The organism is Streptomyces sp. NPDC050743, from assembly GCF_044456925.1.
In the GTDB taxonomy this organism is placed as follows: Bacteria; Actinomycetota; Actinomycetes; order Streptomycetales; family Streptomycetaceae; genus Streptomyces.
In genome coordinates, this window is record NZ_JBITGJ010000130.1 from 1 (window position 1) to 16161 (window position 16161).

Sequence of the window (16161 nt, forward strand, 5' to 3'; positions counted from 1 at the left end):
CCATCTCCACGCTCATGCGTCCCCGCCCAGGTGGGCAGAACCCGTGTCAGACCTCACGGTCCGCACGGGATCGCTTAGCTGATTAGAGACGCTGTACAGGGCCCTACCGGCGTGCCTCAGCGGCGTCGCAGGCGCTTGTCGGTGAGGGGCGGGGTGGGGTCGATGTAGAAGTCGCCGGGGTTGACATCGACGCCGGGCGGGACGATGTCGTCGATGCGGTCGAGGAGGTCGGCGTCGAGTTCGACGTCGGCCCCGGCGAGGAGATCTGCGAGGTGCTCGGGTCGGCGCGGGCCGATGAGCACCGCGGTGACGGCCGGGTGGGCGCGGACGAAGGCGGCGGCCAGATGGGGCAGCGGAAGACCGGCCTCGGCGGCGAGGGCGGTGAGCTTCTGCACCGCGTCGGCCTTGGCCCGTACACCGGGCCGGGACAGGTCGAACATCTTCGCCCCGGCACCGGCGCTGCGGTGCCCGGCAGTCGGATCCCGGCGGCCGGAGAGCCAGCCGGAGTTGAGCGGCCCGAAGGTGAGCACGCCCATGCCATAACGCTGGGCAGTGGGCAGCACGCGGCTCTCCACACCGCGGGTGAGGATCGAGTACGGCGACTGCTCGGTGCGGAAGCGGTGGTGCCCGCGCCGCTCGGCCGCCCACTGTGCCTCCACGATCTCCTCGGGGGAGAAGAAGGAGCCGCCGATGGCGCGGATCTTGCCGGCCCGGATCAGGTCCGACAGGGCGGCGAGGGTCTCGTCGATGTCGGTGCGCGGATCCGGCCGGTGCATCTGGTACAGATCGATGTGGTCGGTCTCCAGCCGGCGCAGGCTGTCCTCCACCGCTCGGTGGATCCAACGGGCTGATCCACCACGTCGGTTGGGGTCGTCGCCCATGGCCAGCCCGAACTTGGTGGACAGGATGACGTCGTCGCGGCGGCCTTTGATCGCCTTGCCGACGATCACCTCCGACTCTCCGGCGGAGTACACGTCGGCGGTGTCGATCAGATTGATTCCGGCATCCAGTGCGGTGTGGATCATGCGGACGGACTCGTCGTGGTCCGTGTTGCCCATCGCGCCGAACATCATCGCGCCGAGTGCGTACTCGCTCACCGACAGTCCCGTGCCGCCGAGGATCCTGCGCTTCATCAGTGCCTCCTGGTGTGTGATGGCTCTTCCCGTAGCCAAGCACCGGCCGCTACCGCAGTGGGAGACCCGCCTCTACCAGGGGTCCAGCAGACCCCCTTTTGCGCGGCCATCACCCTGTCACCCCGGACTACCGTGGTGGCATGACCCAGGAACCCAACACCGAGCTGCGGGATTTTCTGCGCTCGCGCCGTGCGAAGATCACCCCCGAGGAGGCGGGCCTGGGCCCCCAGGCCGGTGTCCGACGGGTTCCGGGCCTGCGGCGCGAGGAGGTCGCACGGCTGGCCGGCGTGAGCGTCGATTACTACATCCGCCTCGAACGAGGCCGGCCCCTGAACGTCTCCGCCTCCGTGCTGGACGCGGTCGCCCGGGCCCTGCGGCTGAACGATCTGGAGCGCGCCCACCTTTTCCGGCTCGCCAAACCGGCCCGCACCCGTCCCCGCCCGCTGCCGGCGCAGCGCGTCCGTCCCGGCCTGCGGCTGCTGCTGGAGAACCTGACCGACGTCCCGGCCCTCGTCTACGGCCGACGACTGGACATCCTTGCGTCCAACCAGCTCGCCCGCGCCCTGTACACGGACTTCGAGGCTCTGCCCGTGCGCAGCCGCAACATGGCGCGTCTGGCCTTCCTCGACGACGACTTCCGCTCGCTGTACGTCGACTGGGAAGAGGCAGCACGCGGCGTCGTCGCCTCCCTGCGCCTGTACGCCGGACGCCACCCGCACGACCCTGCCCTGGCCGAGCTTGTCGGTGAACTCTCCGTCCAGGACGCCGACTTCCGCCGCTGGTGGGCCGAGAACGATGTGTTCCAGCGCACCCACGGCACCAAGCACTACCACCACCCGGTGGTGGGCGACCTCATCCTGCGCTACGAGGCCTTTACCCCGGCCGACGATGCGGAACAGACCTTGGGCGTCTCTACCGCCGAACCCGGATCGCCGTCCGCGGAACGCCTCAGCCTGCTCGCCAGCTGGGCCGGGTCCGCTCACCATCTGGATCCAGCTCCGCAATTGGACAGCCCGCGCCCGTGACACCGCTCGTCGTGCACGGGGGCGTCCAGGACAACGTAGGGAAGGTTGAGGGCGTGATCAGCGGTGGACTGTCGCGGTCAGGCGTCTTAGTGCGGCGTGGGCGGGTGGGCCCCATGTGGGCTTGCCGCCAGGGCGGCCGTGGACGCCCGCATCTCCGATGAGGATGCAGGCGAGGGCTTTGAGCACCGCCCAGCCGCGGGCGCGGCGCAGGGTCGCTGCGTCCGGGGTCGGCTCGTATGCGGCGTAGAAGCGGTCGGCGGCACCGTCCGGCAACAGGAGCCACGCGGCGGCGAGGTCGCAGGCGGGATCGCCCGCGCAGAGGTCGCCGAAGTCGATCACGCCGCAGAACGTGCGGTCCGCGGTGAGGACGTTGGCCGGATGCAGGTCGCCGTGGAGCCACAGGGGCGGGCCCGCCCAGGCGGGCGCAGCGGCGGCATCCTCCCAAACGGCGCGGACGGCGTCCGGGTCGGCGACCAGTCCCAGCTCGGTGACCGAGGCCAGCTGCCCGGCGAACCCCTCAGCACGATCGGCCAGTAGCCCCCCGTGGTAACGGCCGACGGGCGCCCCGGCCGGGGCGGGTTGATGAAGGGCGGTGAGGAAGGCGGCCAGGGCGTCGGCCGCCTCCGCAGGACGCGTGGCCGGAGATCGGTCCGCGGGCTCGCCCGGCACCCAAGTGGTGACGATCCAGGACCGCGGAAACCGCTCGGAGGGCTCACCGAGGCGCTGCGGGACGGGGACCGGCAGCGGAAGGTGCGGGGCAAGTGCGGGCAGCCACGCGTGCTCCTTGCGCAGCGGCTCGTCCGCGGACCGCGTCGCCCAGGGCAGCCGCACGGCGAGATCGCCGCCGAGCCGCCACAGCTGGTTGTCCCAGCCGCGTGCGCCAAGCCTCAACGGATGGTCGGCCAGGTCGGGGTGCTGGTCGCGCAGCAGATCCCGGATCAGCTCTGCGGTGATCTCGATCTCGGTATGGGCCATGCAGAGCCACGCTAAGGGCTGTCCCGCCTTCCCGTAACTGTTGGCCGTCACGGGGTGGCGGCGCGCAGGTCCCGGACGTACCGGTCGAAGCGTGTGTCGTGCTTGCTGTGTGTCTGCCGGCCAGGGGTGAACCCTGCCCGCTGCGCCACCGCGGCAGATGCGGGATTTTCCGGCTCCACCTGGATCACCGCCCCCGTCCCGCCCTCACTTGCCGCGTACCGGGACGCCAACAGGACCGCGCGAGGAGCCAGGCCACGCCCTCGCCAGACGGATAGGGGCCGTACGCGACGTTCACCCTGGCCGGGCGCCAGCCCTTCTCCTGCGAACCGCAGGTCATGGTGCCCGCGAACTCCTCGCCAGCGCCCACGTGGATGCCGAACGCGCGGAGCGGCCCGGCGGTGTCCCACTGCTCCCGGCGGTGGCGGTGATCGACTCCCCCAGGCGCGGGCGGCCCGGTGGAACCCGAAACCGGTCCCGGCCTGGTCGGCCGCGCACGGAAGGGCAGCAAGGACCACGTCCTCACCGACGGCCACGGCATCGCGCTCAGGGTGTCACCGCCCTCCTACTGCGTGAGGAGCTCCATGTTTCCGGCTGCGTAGCGGTCGCCCGAGGCTGCGCCGACCGGGGCGGCCGCGTCGAGTGCCGTCAGCTCGTCGGCGGCCAGGGTGATGTCCGCAGCCGCGACGTTCTCCCGGAGGTAGCGCACCCGACGGGTGCCCGGGATCGGGACGCCGCCCTGGGCTATGGTCCAGGCGATGGCCAGCTGGGAGGGGGTCACTCCCTTCTGCGCGGCGATCCGCGCGATCGCGTCGACGATCCGCAGATTGGGCGCGAGGTTCTCGCCCTGGAACCGCGGATCGCTGTTGCGGAAGTCGCTCGCATGCAGGTCATCCGGGTTGAGTCGGCCGGTCAGGAATCCGCGGCCCAGCGGGGAGTACGGCACGAATCCGATGCCGAGCTCGCGTACGGTGGCGAGAACACCGTTGGCCTCGACCCCACGCTCGAACAGTGAGTATTCGGTCTGTACGGCGGTGATCGGGTGCACCGCGTGTGCGCGCCGGATGGTGGCCGCCGACGCCTCGGAAAGACCGAGGTGGCCGACCTGTCCGGCCTTCACCAGGCCCGCCATGGCCGAGATGGTCTCTTCGATCGGCACCGTGGGGTCGATCCGGTGCAGGTACACCAGATCGATCCGCTCCATCCCGAGTCGTCCCAGCGAGCCTTTGATCGCCCGCACGATGTTCTGCGGCCGCCCGTCCACAACGGGCCGTCCGTCGACCACAGCCATCTGGCCGTCTTCGGTGTACCCGAAACCGACCTTCGTCGCGATCACGACGTCATCGCGGACGGGGGCCAGGGCGTGACCGACGAGGCGCTCGTTGTCGCCCAGCCCGTACGACTCGGCGGTGTCGAACAGGGTCACTCCCAGTTCCACGGCGCGCCGCAGCGTGACGCGGGCCTCCTGCTCGTCGCTCGGTCCGTACGTCGTGCTCATGCCCATACAGCCCAGCCCCTCGGTGCTCACCGTGAGACCGTCTGAACCCAGTGGAATCCGTCGCATGGCTATCTCTCCGTTCTCGGAAGATCTGCCCCGGCCCGGTGGCCGGGGTCGTCACGCATCCAGGGCACCACCGGCCGCCAACGTCCAGGAAGAGCAGCCCTTGTCCCGGGGGCCGGCCGACCGGGGGTCCAGCAGACCCCCCTCAAGAGCCGAGGACGGGGGCCGGCAGGCGGCGCTAGCCTGAAGGACGTGAGTGAGCACAGGCCCGAGACGGATCTTCGGGACTTCCTGCGGACCCGCCGGGCCCGCATCAGCCCGGCGCAGGCAGGTCTTGCCCCGCATCTGGGGGCGCGACGGGTGCCAGGACTGCGGCGCGAGGAGGTCGCCCAGCTGGCCGGGGTGAGCGTCGACTACTACGTGCGGCTGGAGCGCGGGCGCAGCGCGTGTGTCTCCGCTTCCGTCCTGGAGGCTGTGGCTCGCGCGCTGCAGCTCGACGAGACAGAGCGTGATCATCTGTTCGCCCTGGCCGCGGCCACCCGGGGGCGCCCGCGCGCTGTCTCGTCGCAGCGGGCACGGCCCGGGCTGCTGCGGGCGCTGGACAACATCACCGAGGTACCGGCTCTGCTCCTGGGACACCGCCTGGACCTTCTGGCCACCAATCGTCTGGCCCGCGCCCTGTACGTGGATTTCGACGCCCTGCCGTGCGAGGAGCGGAACATGGCCCGCTACATGTTCCTCAACGAAGCGGCCCGCGAGCTGTATGTCGACTGGCCCGGGACCGCCCGGGAGAACGTGGGCATGCTGCGTCTGTATGCCAGCCATCATCCGCAGGACCCCCGGCTCGCCCAACTGGTCGGCGAACTGTCCGCCGTGGACCGGGACTTCCGCCGTTGGTGGGCCGATCACGAGGTGTACCTGCCTCGGCACGGCGTCAAGCACTACCGTCACCCGCTGGTGGGGGACCTGACGCTTGGCTTCGAAGCCTTTACTCCGATGGGCGACGCCGACCAGACACTCGGCCTGTACACCGTCGAGCCCGGATCATCGTCCGAGGAAGCCTTGCGTCGGCTCATGAGTTGAGCCGGCTCGGTCCGGTGCCACGCCGAGCGATGCCTGCAGCGCAAGGCACCCTGACCTGGTAGCCGGGGTGCCTTCGGCCGGGGCCCTTTCCGGTCCCGGACCGTGCCGCTCGGATCGGGGAGCCGCTTGTCAGGGCACGGTGTACCCGCCGTCGACGGGCAGTGCGATGCCGGTGACGAAGCTTGCCTTGTGGGAGCAGAGCCAGATCACCGCGTCAGCGATCTCCCTGGGCTCGGCGATGCGGCCGAGGGGATGGCCGTCGCTGACCGCCTTGCGCTGTTCCGCATCGAGGGCCTCGATCATGGGAGTCTCCACCAGGCCGGGGCACACCGCGTTGATACGGATGCCGTGGGGTGCGGCCTCAAGCGCCGAGCTCTTGGTCATTGCGACCTCGGCGGCCTTCGTGGCCGGGTAGCCGGAGAATCCGGGGACGCCTACCAGCCCTGCACCGGAAGACATGTTCACGATCGAGCCGGATCCCTGGGCCACCATGTACCGCAGCTCGTGCTTCATCGACAGGAATACCCCGCGCACATTGAGGGCGATCATGTGGTCGAGCATGTCGGTCGAGTAGTCCGTGGTGAGCTGGAACTCACCGTCGTAGCCCGCGTTGTTCAGGGCGAAGTCCAGGGGTCCGACTTCTGCGACGGCGGCTTGGACGGCCCTCTCCACCTGGGACTCGTCGCTCATGTCCGCCACCACGTGCCGGGCCGAGCCGCCGGCGGCCTCCACCAGGCGAACGGTCTCCTTGAGGGTCTCGGCCGTACGGCCCGCGACCGTCACCAGTGCCCCTTCGGCCGCCAGGGCCAGAGCACTCGCCCGCCCGATACCGCTCCCGCCCCCGGTGACGAGCGGCGTCTTGCCTGCGAATTGCTGGGTCGTTGCTGTCTGTCTCTCTGTTTCTTCGCGTGTGGTGTCTTTGCTGATCAATTGGGCGGGGTGTGCTGCGGCCCGCATCGTGCGGCACGCGTCATACGACGTCAGACCTGCGCCGTGCCCTGAACGACCACCTCGTTGACGTTGACGTTGGCCGGCTGGGCAATGGCGTAGCCGATGGCTTCGGCGATGGCCGAGGCGTCGATGCCGACCGCTTCGAGTGCGTCCCGTACCGCCCCCTGCATCTGGGCGTTACCGCCGGAGAGGGTGAGCTCGGTGTGAGTGAGGCCGGGGCTGACGACCGTGACGCGGAGGTCGGTGGTCTCCTGGCGCAGACCGTCGGACACGGCACGCACGGCGAACTTCGTTGCGCAGTACACGACCCCGGTCGGGTCCACGCGGTGGGCGGCGGTGGAGGCGACGTTGATGATGTGCCCGGACCGGCGGTCACGCATGGTGGGGAGGACGGCGGCGATACCGTGCAGCACGCCGCGCAGGTTCACGTCGATCATCTGGTTCCACTCGTCGACGCGGAGCTCTTCCATGAGGGCGAGCGGCATGATGCCGGCGTTGTTGACCAGGACGTCGACCCGCCCGTGCCGGGCGAGCGCGCCGTCGACGAATGCCTTCACGCTCTCGAGGTCGGTGACGTCCAGCGGCGCGCACTCGGCGTGGTGGCCGGCCTCGGTGAGCTCGTTGACCAGCCGACCGAGACGGTCCAGACGCCGGGCGCCGAGGACGACGTGGTGTCCGGCGGCGAGGTGACGGGCGGTGGCCTCGCCGATACCGCTCGATGCGCCGGTCACCAGGACGATCTTGCGGTCGGAGGAGAGCGTGGAGGGGGTGGGGTGGGACATGGGTGTTCTTCCTTGGATGATCCGCTCCGGCCCCGGTGGCCGGATCAGCGCCACATCCAGAGCACCAGTGGCGCGGATGACCAGGCAGAGCCCTCCCTTACCCGGGACGAGCCCTACCGGGGGTCCAGCAGGCCCCCCTGCGTTCGCCCGAGGGCATCTGTTTTGTGCCGCCGGGCGACCTCGATCGCCCGATGACCCGCGTCCCTCTCCTCGATCGCGGTGGCCGCCGACGGGACAGCGCCCGCACCGCCCCCGGCAGGGCGCTGTCCGACCTGGGCGCCCCCTCGGCCATCGTCGCTGGCGCCTCGGTCATCGTCGCTACGGCATCCAGCGGCACGTCCATTCGGGGTGGTCAACGAGAGATGGCCTCCGCGGGAGTTATCGGATTCGTATCCGGCACACGCTTCATGCCTGAGCGAGCGATGAGTTCGGGCGGCCGGTCGGGTCCGCCATGGCATGACTCGAATCATCGCCGACATCTCGGTCTCCCTCGACGGCTTCGTCACCGGACCCGGCCCCGGCCCGGACAACGGGCTGGGCACCGGCGGCGAGGCCCTGCACACCTGGGCGTTCTCCGACGACCCCGATGACCGCCGGGTCCTGCGCGAGGCGACCGCCCGCTCAGGCGCCGTCATCCTCGGCCGCAAGCTCTTCGACGTGGTCGACGGGCCGAATGGATGGGACGACACGACCGGCTACGGCGCCGGTGAGGTCGGCAAGCCCGCGTTCGTCGTCGTGACGAGCTCGCCGCCGGAGTCGGCACGGCTCACCGACCTCGACTGGACGTTCGTCAGCACAGGTCTGTCCGACGCCCTCACCGCCGCGCGCGAGCGCGCCGAGGCGGCATCGTCGGACAGCGGCAAGGACCTTGACGTCGTCCTCATGGGCGGCGGCGCCACCGTCGGCTCGGCACTCGCCGCCGGGCTGGTCGACATGCTGACGCTGCACCTGGCGCCCGTCGTACTGGGCGCCGGAACGCCACTTTTCACCGGCGGAGCGCCCCGTACGCTGGTGCAGCGGAGCGTGACCTCGACGTCGACCGCGACGCACCTGACCTACGACGTCCTCTGACGACGGCAAACGCTCCACGTTCGATGCGACAGATCGGCAGGTTGTCGCAAGCCACCGGATCTTGAGCGTGCGCTGTCGAAGTTTGAGTGGTGTGGGGCGCCTTCGGCCGATCCCCGGGAGTCGTCGGACCCTGGCATCCTCGGCAGGTTACTGTACGGACACGCCGCGCTCCCCACGGTCAGCCGAGGAGGAAACCTGTGCCATCGCCCTGCGACCCCCAGCACGCTCCCGTCGGGGATGTCGGCGCAGCGCTCATGATGATCGACTCTCGACTCAAAGCCATTTACGACGACAAGACCGAGACCGATCCCGAACAACAAGCGCTGACCGACCAGTTCGCCGCGTCCTTGGGCCCCAGCGGAGTCGACGACATGCTGGACGGCGCGTGCACGCTCATCTACATGTTCATGCAGTGGCTGCGCATGGCATACGAGGACCATGACAAGGACGTCATCGAGTGCGTGGTGCCCAACCTCGTGGCCACGTTGCGCATGATGCCCAAGAGCGTGCGTCCCGAGGCCATCCCCACCATGGCCGGCCTGCTCATCGCCGCGGGCACCGGACTGAGCCCCAGCCTGTGGCGCAAGCAGTACGGATACTGGACCAACGACGAGATGAACCCCCTGGAAGCCACCGCCTTCCTGCTCGCGGAACACATCAACCGACTCACCGACGACCGCGACTTCGCCACCCGCCTGATCACCGAGGCTCTGTCCAGTGCGGACGAAGGTTGAGGTACGTGCCTCTCCGCGTAATCCCTGCGCGGTACCGGGCGGCCAGCCGCTCGACCGGTTGAGGTGGCCGGTTGAGATGGTCCAGGCCCGGCGGCAGACGATCGCTTGCGCACCACGGTAACCCCTGCCGTCACTGCCGCTCACGTGGAGTGTCACCGCGCCCTGGCCCTCGGGAGCGTGCGGGGCGGCGCGTCGGACGAAGCGGATGCCAGCCCTCACGGCTTCCGGGGCATGGACGGAAACCGGACAGTGTCCTCAAGTCCGAATTGAAGGGTTGGCCGCACGTGAGGCACGCGAAAGCATGGTGTGCCGCACCAGACCGACCGCATTCTGGACACGAGGAGAAACATGGTTCGCAAAAACCTTGTTCGGCGGCTTGCCTGGGTGGCTTCCATTGCCGCGCTTACGACTCTCGGGCTTGTCGGCACCGCCGAGGCGAACGACGCCGGATCCTCGCTGCCGACCGCAACGCACTGGTACATGACGCCGAATCCCGGCAATGACTGCGCTCTCAACATCCGCAGCTCGGCAAGCACCAGCGGCACCATCGTCACCCATCTGTCGAGTTGCAGCCAGGGCGCCTGGTGTTGGTACCAGACGTCCGACTGCGGTTCAACGGTCACGGGCGGCTCCTACACGTGCAATTACGCAGACGGAAGCAGCGGACTGCACAGCAATGTGTGGGTGCGCGTGGCCGATAAGAACGGACGGCTCGCCTACGTGGCCAGGTGGTGTGGTTTCGCTCAGCAACTGTAGAGTCCCCCGGCCCGTACGCGGCCGCGGAAACTGCATTCCCGGATAGCAGAAATCAAGCGCTGACCAGGGCGGATGCCGACAGAAGAGGGCAGGAGTCGGTATCACTGACTCCCGCTCTTTGTCTCTCAGCGTTCGCGACACACCTCCGACACGTCCCTATGCCGGCTCAGCCCGCCTGGCTCGGACAAAAGCCGTCAGAATCGGCCTAGGTGAACCGCTGGAACCCATGGATGGGCTGGAGCCTGATCACCGCCGCGCTCCTGGCCGTGGCCCTCGCCCGCGGCCATGCCACCGGAGCATCACCCGCGCTGGAGATGATCCCACTCACCCGGCCCGAACTGCTCGTTCTACTCCGGGCATCGTGTCAGTGGCGGTTGCCTCGCTAAGGGATACAGCCCGGTGGGTCCTGGGGGCCCACGCACGGGTCGTTTGATGCCGCGCTTAGCGATTCCGCCGTGGCCTTCGTTGTCTGAGGCATCGCCGCAGCACTCGTCACGCCCGCCGTTCCTGCGAGCAGCGCAGCAATACAAAACGCACCGACGAGGTGCCGGATGCGCTTCCGGGCGCTTGTCGCCATCATGATCTCCCGTGGCTTGGGGTGATGAATTAGTCCTAGTTTGTCAGTTTAGTACTCGCGTTCGGCGCTACAGCCAAACCACTGCATTTTCCCTGGTCAACGGCCTGGAGGTGGGGACTCCAGCGGGGCCGGGGCGGTAATGGGGCAGGCTTTGCTTAGGTGCCGTCCCGGAGCATGGCGAAGAGCATGTCGATGCGGCGTCATGCAAGGCAGATGACTGCGGCGACGGGATGTTTGCCTTCCCGGCGCTTCTTGTCGTAGGGGGCGCGTCGGTCCGACTGCGACAGGGAGGCGAAGTCGGCGAGGTAGAAGGCCCGTTGAGCTGTCTGTTGCCTCGTCGAGAAGGGTGTGCACTGCGGATGGACGTGCCGGATCGGCGGGTGGCGGATCCGGGTAAGAGGGCGGCCCTCCAGCAGTGCCTCGATCCATGCGGCGAGGAGTTTGCGCTGGTCAAGGAGGGACACCAGCGAGCCGACAAGGCTCGGAATGATCAGTGCGGCAGCGGCTGGGCCCAGGACGACGACGGTCTGCTCGTCGAGCGCGTCGAAGATCTCCTCAACGAGACCTTCGGCGCAGGGTGTGGGGCATGGTGCGGGCGGTATCAGCGATCACTGCCACAACGCGGACCCTCTCACCCGCTGGAGTGACCGCGGTGCCGTGATGCTCGCCCTTGCCGACGTCCAGACCGAGGTAGACGTCGATCCCGATGCTAGAACTTGATCACCGACACGGAGGCCGAGCCCGCGTTGGCCGCGTAGGCCCGGCGACCGTCCTGGGAGACGGCCACCCACACCGGGTACCCGTCGACATTGATGGGGGTGCCCACGGTGCGGTTGGTGGCGGTGTCGATCACCGACACCGAATCCGAGCCGGCGTTGGCCGCGTAGGCCCGGCGACCGTCCTGGGAGACCGCCACCCCCACCGGGTTCTTGCCGACATTGATGGGGGTGCCCACGGTGCGGTTGGTAGCCGTGTCGATCACCGACACCGAATCCGAGCCGGCGTTCGCCGCGTAGGCCCGGCGACCGTCCTGGGAGACCGCCACCCCCACCGGGTTCTTGCCGACATTGATGGGGGTGCCCACGGTGCGGTTGGTGGCCGTGTCGATCACCGACACCGAATCCGAGCCGGCATCGGCCGCGTAGACCCGGCGACCGTCCGGGGAGACCGCCACCCCCTGTGGGTTGTCGCCGACGGAAATGGGGTTGCCCACGGTGCGGTCGGTGGCCGTGTCGATCACCGACACCGAATCCGAGCCCGCATTGGCCGCGTAGGCCCGGCGACCGTCCTGGGAGACCGCCAGCCTGATTGGGTTCTTGCCGACATCGATGGGGTTGCCCATCGTGCGATTGGTGGCGGTATCGATCACCGACACCGAATTCGAGCCGGAGTTGGCGACGTAGGCCCGGCGACCGTCCGGGGAGACCGCCACCCCCTGCGGCTTGCTGCCGACGGGAATGGGGTTGCCCACGGTGCGGTCGGTGGCGGTGTCGATCACCGACACCGAAGCCGGGTCGAAGTAGTTGGTCGCGTAGGCCCTGCGCCCATCGGGCGATACCGCCACCCCGCCCGGGGAGTTGCCGACCCGGATCGAGGACACGGACGGTGTGGTGGCTTCAGGACCCGAGGAACGGGACTCTGCCAGGTAGATGCCGCCGCCCGCCGCGGCGAGCGCCACCAGCGCCGCCCCCGCGATGAGCCTGGCCCGTCGGTTCCCGGGCCGCGGCGGGCGGAGCCGCTGCCGGGCCTCGTCCCGTTTGTGCGGCAGCGGTTCCGGTTTGTGCGGCAGCGCTTCCGGGGGCGGGCCGGTCGGTTCCTCCGGCTCGGCCGGCGACAGGATCTCGGTCGGCGGGGCCGGTTCCTGGGGGCGCGGCGGCTTCGAGGCCGGGGGTCGCTCGGGCGGCGGCACCTCCGGTGAGGGGGCCGGTTGCTGCGAAGGGGAGGGGTGGGGCTGGTCGGCGATGGAGGCGAGCCGCCGGGCGGCCTCCTCACCGTCCATCCTGTCCGCGGGGTCCTTGACGAGCAGCCCGACGAGGACCGGGGTCAGCTCCGTCGTCCGGCGCGGCGGGCTCGGGGACTCGAACAGCAGGGCGCTCAGCGAGGTGAGGGCGGTGTCGCGGTCGAAGGGACCAGTCCCCTCGAGGGCGTAGTACAGGGTGGCCCCGAGTGAGAACAGATCGGCGGCAGGGGTGGGCGGCTGGCTGTTGGCCCGCTCCGGGGCCATGAAGCGCGGCGTCCCGAGGATCTCCAGGGTGGCGGTCAGGCGGTCCTCCCCGGAGCTCGGCTCCAGCGCGATGCCGTAGTCGGTGAGCATCACCCGGCCGCCGCCCTCTGTCGGATAGGAGGGCTGGGGCCCCGGGTGGGTCAGCAGGATGTTGGCCGGTTTGACGTCCCGGTGCAGGACACCGAGCCGGTGTCCCTCCAGCAGGGCGTCGAGAACCGCCAGACCGATCCGGGCGACGTCACGGGGCGGCAGCGGCCCCCGCTCGCGCACCACCGCCTCCAGGTCCATGGCGTCGGGGACGTATTCCATGACGATCCACGGCAGGCCGTCCTCTTCCACGATGTCGTGCACGGTGACGACATGCGGATGGTTGCGCAGCCGGGCGGCGTGCCGGGCCTCGCCACGGGCCCTGGCGATCCGGGAGCTAACCTCGCATTCGGGGATGTCCGGCGGCAGAATGATCTCCTTGAGCGCGACCTCGCAGGCCAGTTCCTGGTCGTACGCCAGCCACACACGTCCCATGCCGCCGGTGCCGAGCCGACGCAGAAGCCGGTAACGTCCGGTGATCACGCGCCCGGCGGCCTCTTGCGCTCCTGTCATGGCACTCTTCTTCCAGGACGGCCAGCAGGGGTTCCTCGGCGAGCGCTGAAGGGGCCCTCTCCACGTATCGCACATCACCCGAAGAGCGGCAAGTCACCCAGAACGGGTGTAGCCCAGCTCGCGTATCGGGCCGGACGCCCCGCTTTGCGGGCCCCCTCAGGCGTCGCGTCGGCAAGCTGGGGTTTGGTGACGAAGGCGAGGTCGTCGGGGACGCCGGTCCACTCGCGGCGTTCGTCGTCGGCCTCCCAGTCCCGGGCCAGGTACAACGGCCCGGCCGATCAACGCGCCCCCGGGGGGTGACGTAGGTGAGGTGGGCTGCGGCCTGGCACAGCCCGACCCCGACCAGGGCGCCCGAGTACTGCGGTGCAGCGCCCACCGCGCCGGTGCACGACTTCTCCTCGGCGAGTCGAGCTGCGGTCCAACCGGCAAAAAGTGGTCGCGTACGGCGTCGCGGTCCCATACCGCCCCGGCCAGGACGTGCTGCAGCCGACGCGAGCGGCGGCCCCGCGCCTCAGCCAGCGTGGCCACCATCGGCTTCAGCGCTTCGCTGTCGTGGACGTTGGCGGCCGAGACGCCGACGAGGAGGGGCAGTCCATTCGCGTCCGACAGGACGTGCATCTCGAGATGCCGAAGCAGGGTGGCAGGGCGCGCCAGGCACAGCCGCTGACCGAGACATAGATGATGGCCGCGAACAGCGTCTCATCAGGCGTGTCCTGCGTTCCGCCGCCCTGCGGCCGCACCTTCGACGGCGGGATGAAATGGTCCGGATCTCGGGAGCTGGGGAGGGGCGCTGCCGTCGACGCCTGCCTCGGGGGCCGCCGTATCCGCGACATCGCCCGCGCCCACGGCGTCCCGGTCCGGTGTGGCGACCTGCTGGAGACCGGCATAGGCCGCGCCGCCCTCACGGCCCCGCCGGGCTTCGCTCTCGCCGGTGACACCTTGGCCTCCCACCGGCGCTCGCAGTGAAGTGCCACCGCAGTGGCGGCCCAGCACCTCGCGGGGAAGCGAAGGCCGGCCACCTCCCCGGCCGAGCCGCGCCCGGCGGTGTGCAGGGGACAGGCCGGGCGGGACGCCGGCCCGTCCGTTCCACCCGGTCGGCCGGACGGGCCGGCTACCGCGCTTCGCGCAATCGCAGTTACTCAGCGCGGCCGCCCCCGGGTGCCCAGGACGGGCGAGGAAGAGGATGCGACGCTGGAGTGAGGGGCCCGCGAGTGGAGGTCCGAGTGCGTCTCATCCGGTCCGGGCCCTCTCCTTCGGCCTGGCGACCATGTCCCGATGCGGCTCAATGGATGCGACGCAGAATCGTGCGGTCAGTCTGTGAGCCCGCCGGCCGGGCCACCACTCACCGAGCGTCGCCAGGCGGCCTTACCGCGTGGATCCGCCCGCCGGGACCAGGACCGCGCGACCAACCCGGAAGGCAGGTGCGTCCCATGCGCACGTCGTCCCGTATCGCCGGTGCCCTCACCGGCCTGACCCTCACCCTCGGCGGTTCGGTCCTCGCCGCTCCCGCGGTCCGGGCGGACATCCCCGCCTGCACACAGATGGCCGAACTGGCCGGTGCCACCGCTTCCGACTCCGTCACAGCGGCCTGCAGCCGTGGCGTGGTCGGAGACCTGCAAGGTTGTGTGACCGGGCTGACCGGGGCCGGAGTGGCGGGCGGCGCCGCGACCGGTGCCTGCCGGGCGGCGGCCCACGAACCGCGTTAGAGGACCGCGCGCGGCAGCCGCCCGCCGGCACCCGTCGGAGGCAGGTACCGCCCGTCTCCTCCTCAAACCCGGCCTGCCCGGACACAACGCGGCCCCGGTGGGCAGTCTCGACGCCAAGGACATCGGCGTCGACCGCTCCTACCGACGCGCACGCGCCGTACCGATGCGGCCGGTCGAGGTCGCCTGACGTCATGCCCCTCCAGAGCCGGGCAGTCACCGCCCGGGCGCGGCGGACAGCCTCGCCTCGCAGGCCTCATGCGGAGGACCATGCTGAGCAAGAGGGCGCCGCCGTCTTGAACTTGTCCTTCCCGAAGGCCCAACGAAGGCGCCTGAGAGGAGGAGCAAGTCATGCGCATACGCAGGATCCTGGGCCTCGCCCTGGCCGCGGCAACCCTTGCCGGCGTGAGCGCCGTCGGCGCTGTCAGCGCCGGCGCCGCCTCGTCTCCGAACATCTCCAGAGACGACTGCACGGCCGCCGGCGGACAGATCGTTTCACCCGCCTACGACGGCGAGTTCTGCGCGCTGCCTGACGGCACCACGCAGGCGATCACTTGACCGGTCGGCGCACGGCTGGGCAACCAGTCCGGCCGGTGCACCCGGTGCGGTGGGTATGGGGTGACGGCACCCGGTCCACAGTTGGGTGAATCGCCCGCGCCCGTCTCGGCACCGCGGCACTCGCGATGGTGGACGCCGACCGTCTCGAAGCCAAGGCCGTCACCGCTTCGAGACGGTCCGCGCCGTCCTGAACACCGCGCTCACCGCCGTTCGAACGGCCTCGGCCATGTCGTCATACAGTGAGCTCTTTCAGCGGGGCCACTGATCGGGTGACGGGATCGGTGCCCGCAACGCACGAGGCTCCCCTGCCGTTGGGTGAGGTGTTCGAAGTCTCAACCCACAGGCGCGGGAGCCGCGTTGGTTCCGTATTCTGCCGCGCTCGACCTGCCCCACGCCCTGGTCGAGTGGGTCACCATGCTCGTCGTCACCCGCGAGGGTGACCGCCGCTGCAAGCTCCCACCGCACCAGCGTGCCCTGGTCGGCCTGGTGTA

14 protein-coding genes and 4 pseudogenes are annotated in these 16161 nt (G+C 69.9%); 9 read left to right on the forward strand and 9 right to left on the reverse strand.

All coding sequences use genetic code 11. The annotated features are described in order from the left end of the window. Positions 1 to 116: 116 nt before the first annotated feature. The gene (locus ACIBJF_RS46720) at positions 117 to 1133 is read right to left on the reverse strand and encodes an aldo/keto reductase (RefSeq protein ID WP_399183746.1); all 1017 of its coding nucleotides are present in this window, start codon (positions 1131 to 1133) and stop codon (positions 117 to 119) included. Between the two features lie 140 nt (positions 1134 to 1273). On the opposite strand from ACIBJF_RS46720, the gene ACIBJF_RS46725 reads away from it, so the two are divergent. Beyond that, positions 1274 to 2158 (forward strand): helix-turn-helix transcriptional regulator, encoded by an 885-nt coding sequence (locus ACIBJF_RS46725; protein WP_399183748.1) that lies wholly within the window; start codon positions 1274 to 1276, stop codon positions 2156 to 2158. 57 nt (positions 2159 to 2215) lie between these two features. On the opposite strand, the gene ACIBJF_RS46730 is transcribed toward ACIBJF_RS46725, so the two are convergent. Genes ACIBJF_RS46730 through ACIBJF_RS46740 form a run of 3 tightly spaced genes read right to left on the reverse strand, consistent with a single transcriptional unit; the run spans position 2216 to position 4694 of the window. After that, a complete protein-coding gene (locus ACIBJF_RS46730; protein ID WP_399183750.1) occupies positions 2216 to 3133 on the reverse strand; it encodes a phosphotransferase in 918 nt (305 codons plus the stop codon). Between the two features lie 47 nt (positions 3134 to 3180). Continuing rightward, a complete protein-coding gene (locus ACIBJF_RS46735; RefSeq protein WP_399183752.1) occupies positions 3181 to 3666 on the reverse strand; it encodes a GNAT family N-acetyltransferase in 486 nt (161 codons plus the stop codon). A gap of 29 nt (positions 3667 to 3695) precedes the next feature. Then, positions 3696 to 4694 (reverse strand): aldo/keto reductase, encoded by a 999-nt coding sequence (locus ACIBJF_RS46740; RefSeq protein WP_399183754.1) that lies wholly within the window; start codon positions 4692 to 4694, stop codon positions 3696 to 3698. Positions 4695 to 4883: 189 nt separating this feature from the next. On the opposite strand from ACIBJF_RS46740, the gene ACIBJF_RS46745 reads away from it, so the two are divergent. Next, positions 4884 to 5714, forward strand: a complete 831-nt coding sequence (locus ACIBJF_RS46745; RefSeq protein ID WP_399183756.1) for a helix-turn-helix transcriptional regulator — start codon at positions 4884 to 4886, stop codon at positions 5712 to 5714. Between the two features lie 129 nt (positions 5715 to 5843). On the opposite strand, the gene ACIBJF_RS46750 is transcribed toward ACIBJF_RS46745, so the two are convergent. Together ACIBJF_RS46750 and ACIBJF_RS46755 are read right to left on the reverse strand one after the other, a co-directional pair. Further along, the gene (locus ACIBJF_RS46750) at positions 5844 to 6671 is read right to left on the reverse strand and encodes an SDR family NAD(P)-dependent oxidoreductase (protein WP_399183758.1); all 828 of its coding nucleotides are present in this window, start codon (positions 6669 to 6671) and stop codon (positions 5844 to 5846) included. 23 nt (positions 6672 to 6694) lie between these two features. Continuing rightward, positions 6695 to 7447, reverse strand: coding sequence for an SDR family oxidoreductase (locus ACIBJF_RS46755; RefSeq protein ID WP_399183760.1), 753 nt, complete (start codon positions 7445 to 7447; stop codon positions 6695 to 6697). A 456-nt stretch (positions 7448 to 7903) separates the two neighbouring features. On the opposite strand from ACIBJF_RS46755, the gene ACIBJF_RS46760 reads away from it, so the two are divergent. The 3 genes from ACIBJF_RS46760 to ACIBJF_RS46770 all read left to right on the forward strand — a co-directional run bounded on the left by ACIBJF_RS46760 (position 7904) and on the right by ACIBJF_RS46770 (position 10008). Then, the gene (locus tag ACIBJF_RS46760) at positions 7904 to 8518 is read left to right on the forward strand and encodes a dihydrofolate reductase family protein (RefSeq protein ID WP_399183762.1); all 615 of its coding nucleotides are present in this window, start codon (positions 7904 to 7906) and stop codon (positions 8516 to 8518) included. Positions 8519 to 8715: 197 nt separating this feature from the next. Beyond that, positions 8716 to 9252 carry a hypothetical protein gene (locus ACIBJF_RS46765; RefSeq protein WP_399183764.1) on the forward strand — a complete coding sequence of 179 codons (537 nt, stop codon included), beginning with the start codon at positions 8716 to 8718 and terminating at the stop codon, positions 9250 to 9252. Between the two features lie 306 nt (positions 9253 to 9558). After that, positions 9559 to 10008, forward strand: a complete 450-nt coding sequence (locus ACIBJF_RS46770; protein ID WP_399183766.1) for a hypothetical protein — start codon at positions 9559 to 9561, stop codon at positions 10006 to 10008. 780 nt (positions 10009 to 10788) lie between these two features. On the opposite strand, the pseudogene ACIBJF_RS46775 reads toward ACIBJF_RS46770, so the two are convergent. The 3 genes and pseudogenes from ACIBJF_RS46775 to ACIBJF_RS46785 all read right to left on the reverse strand — a co-directional run. Further along, a pseudogene (locus tag ACIBJF_RS46775) lies at positions 10789 to 11293 on the reverse strand (hypothetical protein); the annotation flags it as partial. Between the two features lies 1 nt (position 11294). Further along, the gene (locus ACIBJF_RS46780) at positions 11295 to 13409 is read right to left on the reverse strand and encodes a serine/threonine-protein kinase (RefSeq protein ID WP_399183768.1); all 2115 of its coding nucleotides are present in this window, start codon (positions 13407 to 13409) and stop codon (positions 11295 to 11297) included. Positions 13410 to 13703: 294 nt separating this feature from the next. Continuing rightward, positions 13704 to 14164, reverse strand: a pseudogene (locus tag ACIBJF_RS46785) (hypothetical protein); the annotation flags it as partial. 34 nt (positions 14165 to 14198) lie between these two features. On the opposite strand from ACIBJF_RS46785, the pseudogene ACIBJF_RS46790 reads away from it, so the two are divergent. From ACIBJF_RS46790 to ACIBJF_RS46805, 4 genes and pseudogenes are all read left to right on the forward strand, one after another. After that, a pseudogene (locus ACIBJF_RS46790) lies at positions 14199 to 14363 on the forward strand (o-succinylbenzoate synthase); the annotation flags it as partial. Positions 14364 to 14839: 476 nt separating this feature from the next. Further along, positions 14840 to 15115 (forward strand): hypothetical protein, encoded by a 276-nt coding sequence (locus ACIBJF_RS46795; RefSeq protein ID WP_399183770.1) that lies wholly within the window; start codon positions 14840 to 14842, stop codon positions 15113 to 15115. A gap of 348 nt (positions 15116 to 15463) precedes the next feature. Further along, on the forward strand, positions 15464 to 15670 hold the full coding sequence (locus ACIBJF_RS46800) for a hypothetical protein (protein ID WP_399183772.1): 207 nt from the start codon (positions 15464 to 15466) through the stop codon (positions 15668 to 15670). Between the two features lie 357 nt (positions 15671 to 16027). Next, positions 16028 to 16161: pseudogene (locus tag ACIBJF_RS46805) on the forward strand (IS5/IS1182 family transposase); the annotation flags it as partial.

Bases quoted from the DNA above. Each gene is read 5' to 3' on its own strand.
- ACIBJF_RS46795 (WP_399183770.1), top strand. From the start codon at position 14,840: ATGCGCACGTCGTCCCGTATCGCCGGTGCCCTCACCGGCCTGACCCTC.
- ACIBJF_RS46800 (WP_399183772.1), top strand. From the start codon at position 15,464: ATGCGCATACGCAGGATCCTGGGCCTCGCCCTGGCCGCGGCAACCCTT.
- ACIBJF_RS46720 (WP_399183746.1), bottom strand. From the start codon at position 1,133: ATGAAGCGCAGGATCCTCGGCGGCACGGGACTGTCGGTGAGCGAGTAC.
- ACIBJF_RS46750 (WP_399183758.1), bottom strand. From the start codon at position 6,671: ATGCGGGCCGCAGCACACCCCGCCCAATTGATCAGCAAAGACACCACA.
- ACIBJF_RS46740 (WP_399183754.1), bottom strand. From the start codon at position 4,694: ATGCGACGGATTCCACTGGGTTCAGACGGTCTCACGGTGAGCACCGAG.
- ACIBJF_RS46760 (WP_399183762.1), top strand. From the start codon at position 7,904: ATGACTCGAATCATCGCCGACATCTCGGTCTCCCTCGACGGCTTCGTC.
- ACIBJF_RS46725 (WP_399183748.1), top strand. From the start codon at position 1,274: ATGACCCAGGAACCCAACACCGAGCTGCGGGATTTTCTGCGCTCGCGC.
- ACIBJF_RS46730 (WP_399183750.1), bottom strand. From the start codon at position 3,133: ATGGCCCATACCGAGATCGAGATCACCGCAGAGCTGATCCGGGATCTG.
- ACIBJF_RS46780 (WP_399183768.1), bottom strand. From the start codon at position 13,409: ATGACAGGAGCGCAAGAGGCCGCCGGGCGCGTGATCACCGGACGTTAC.
- ACIBJF_RS46755 (WP_399183760.1), bottom strand. From the start codon at position 7,447: ATGTCCCACCCCACCCCCTCCACGCTCTCCTCCGACCGCAAGATCGTC.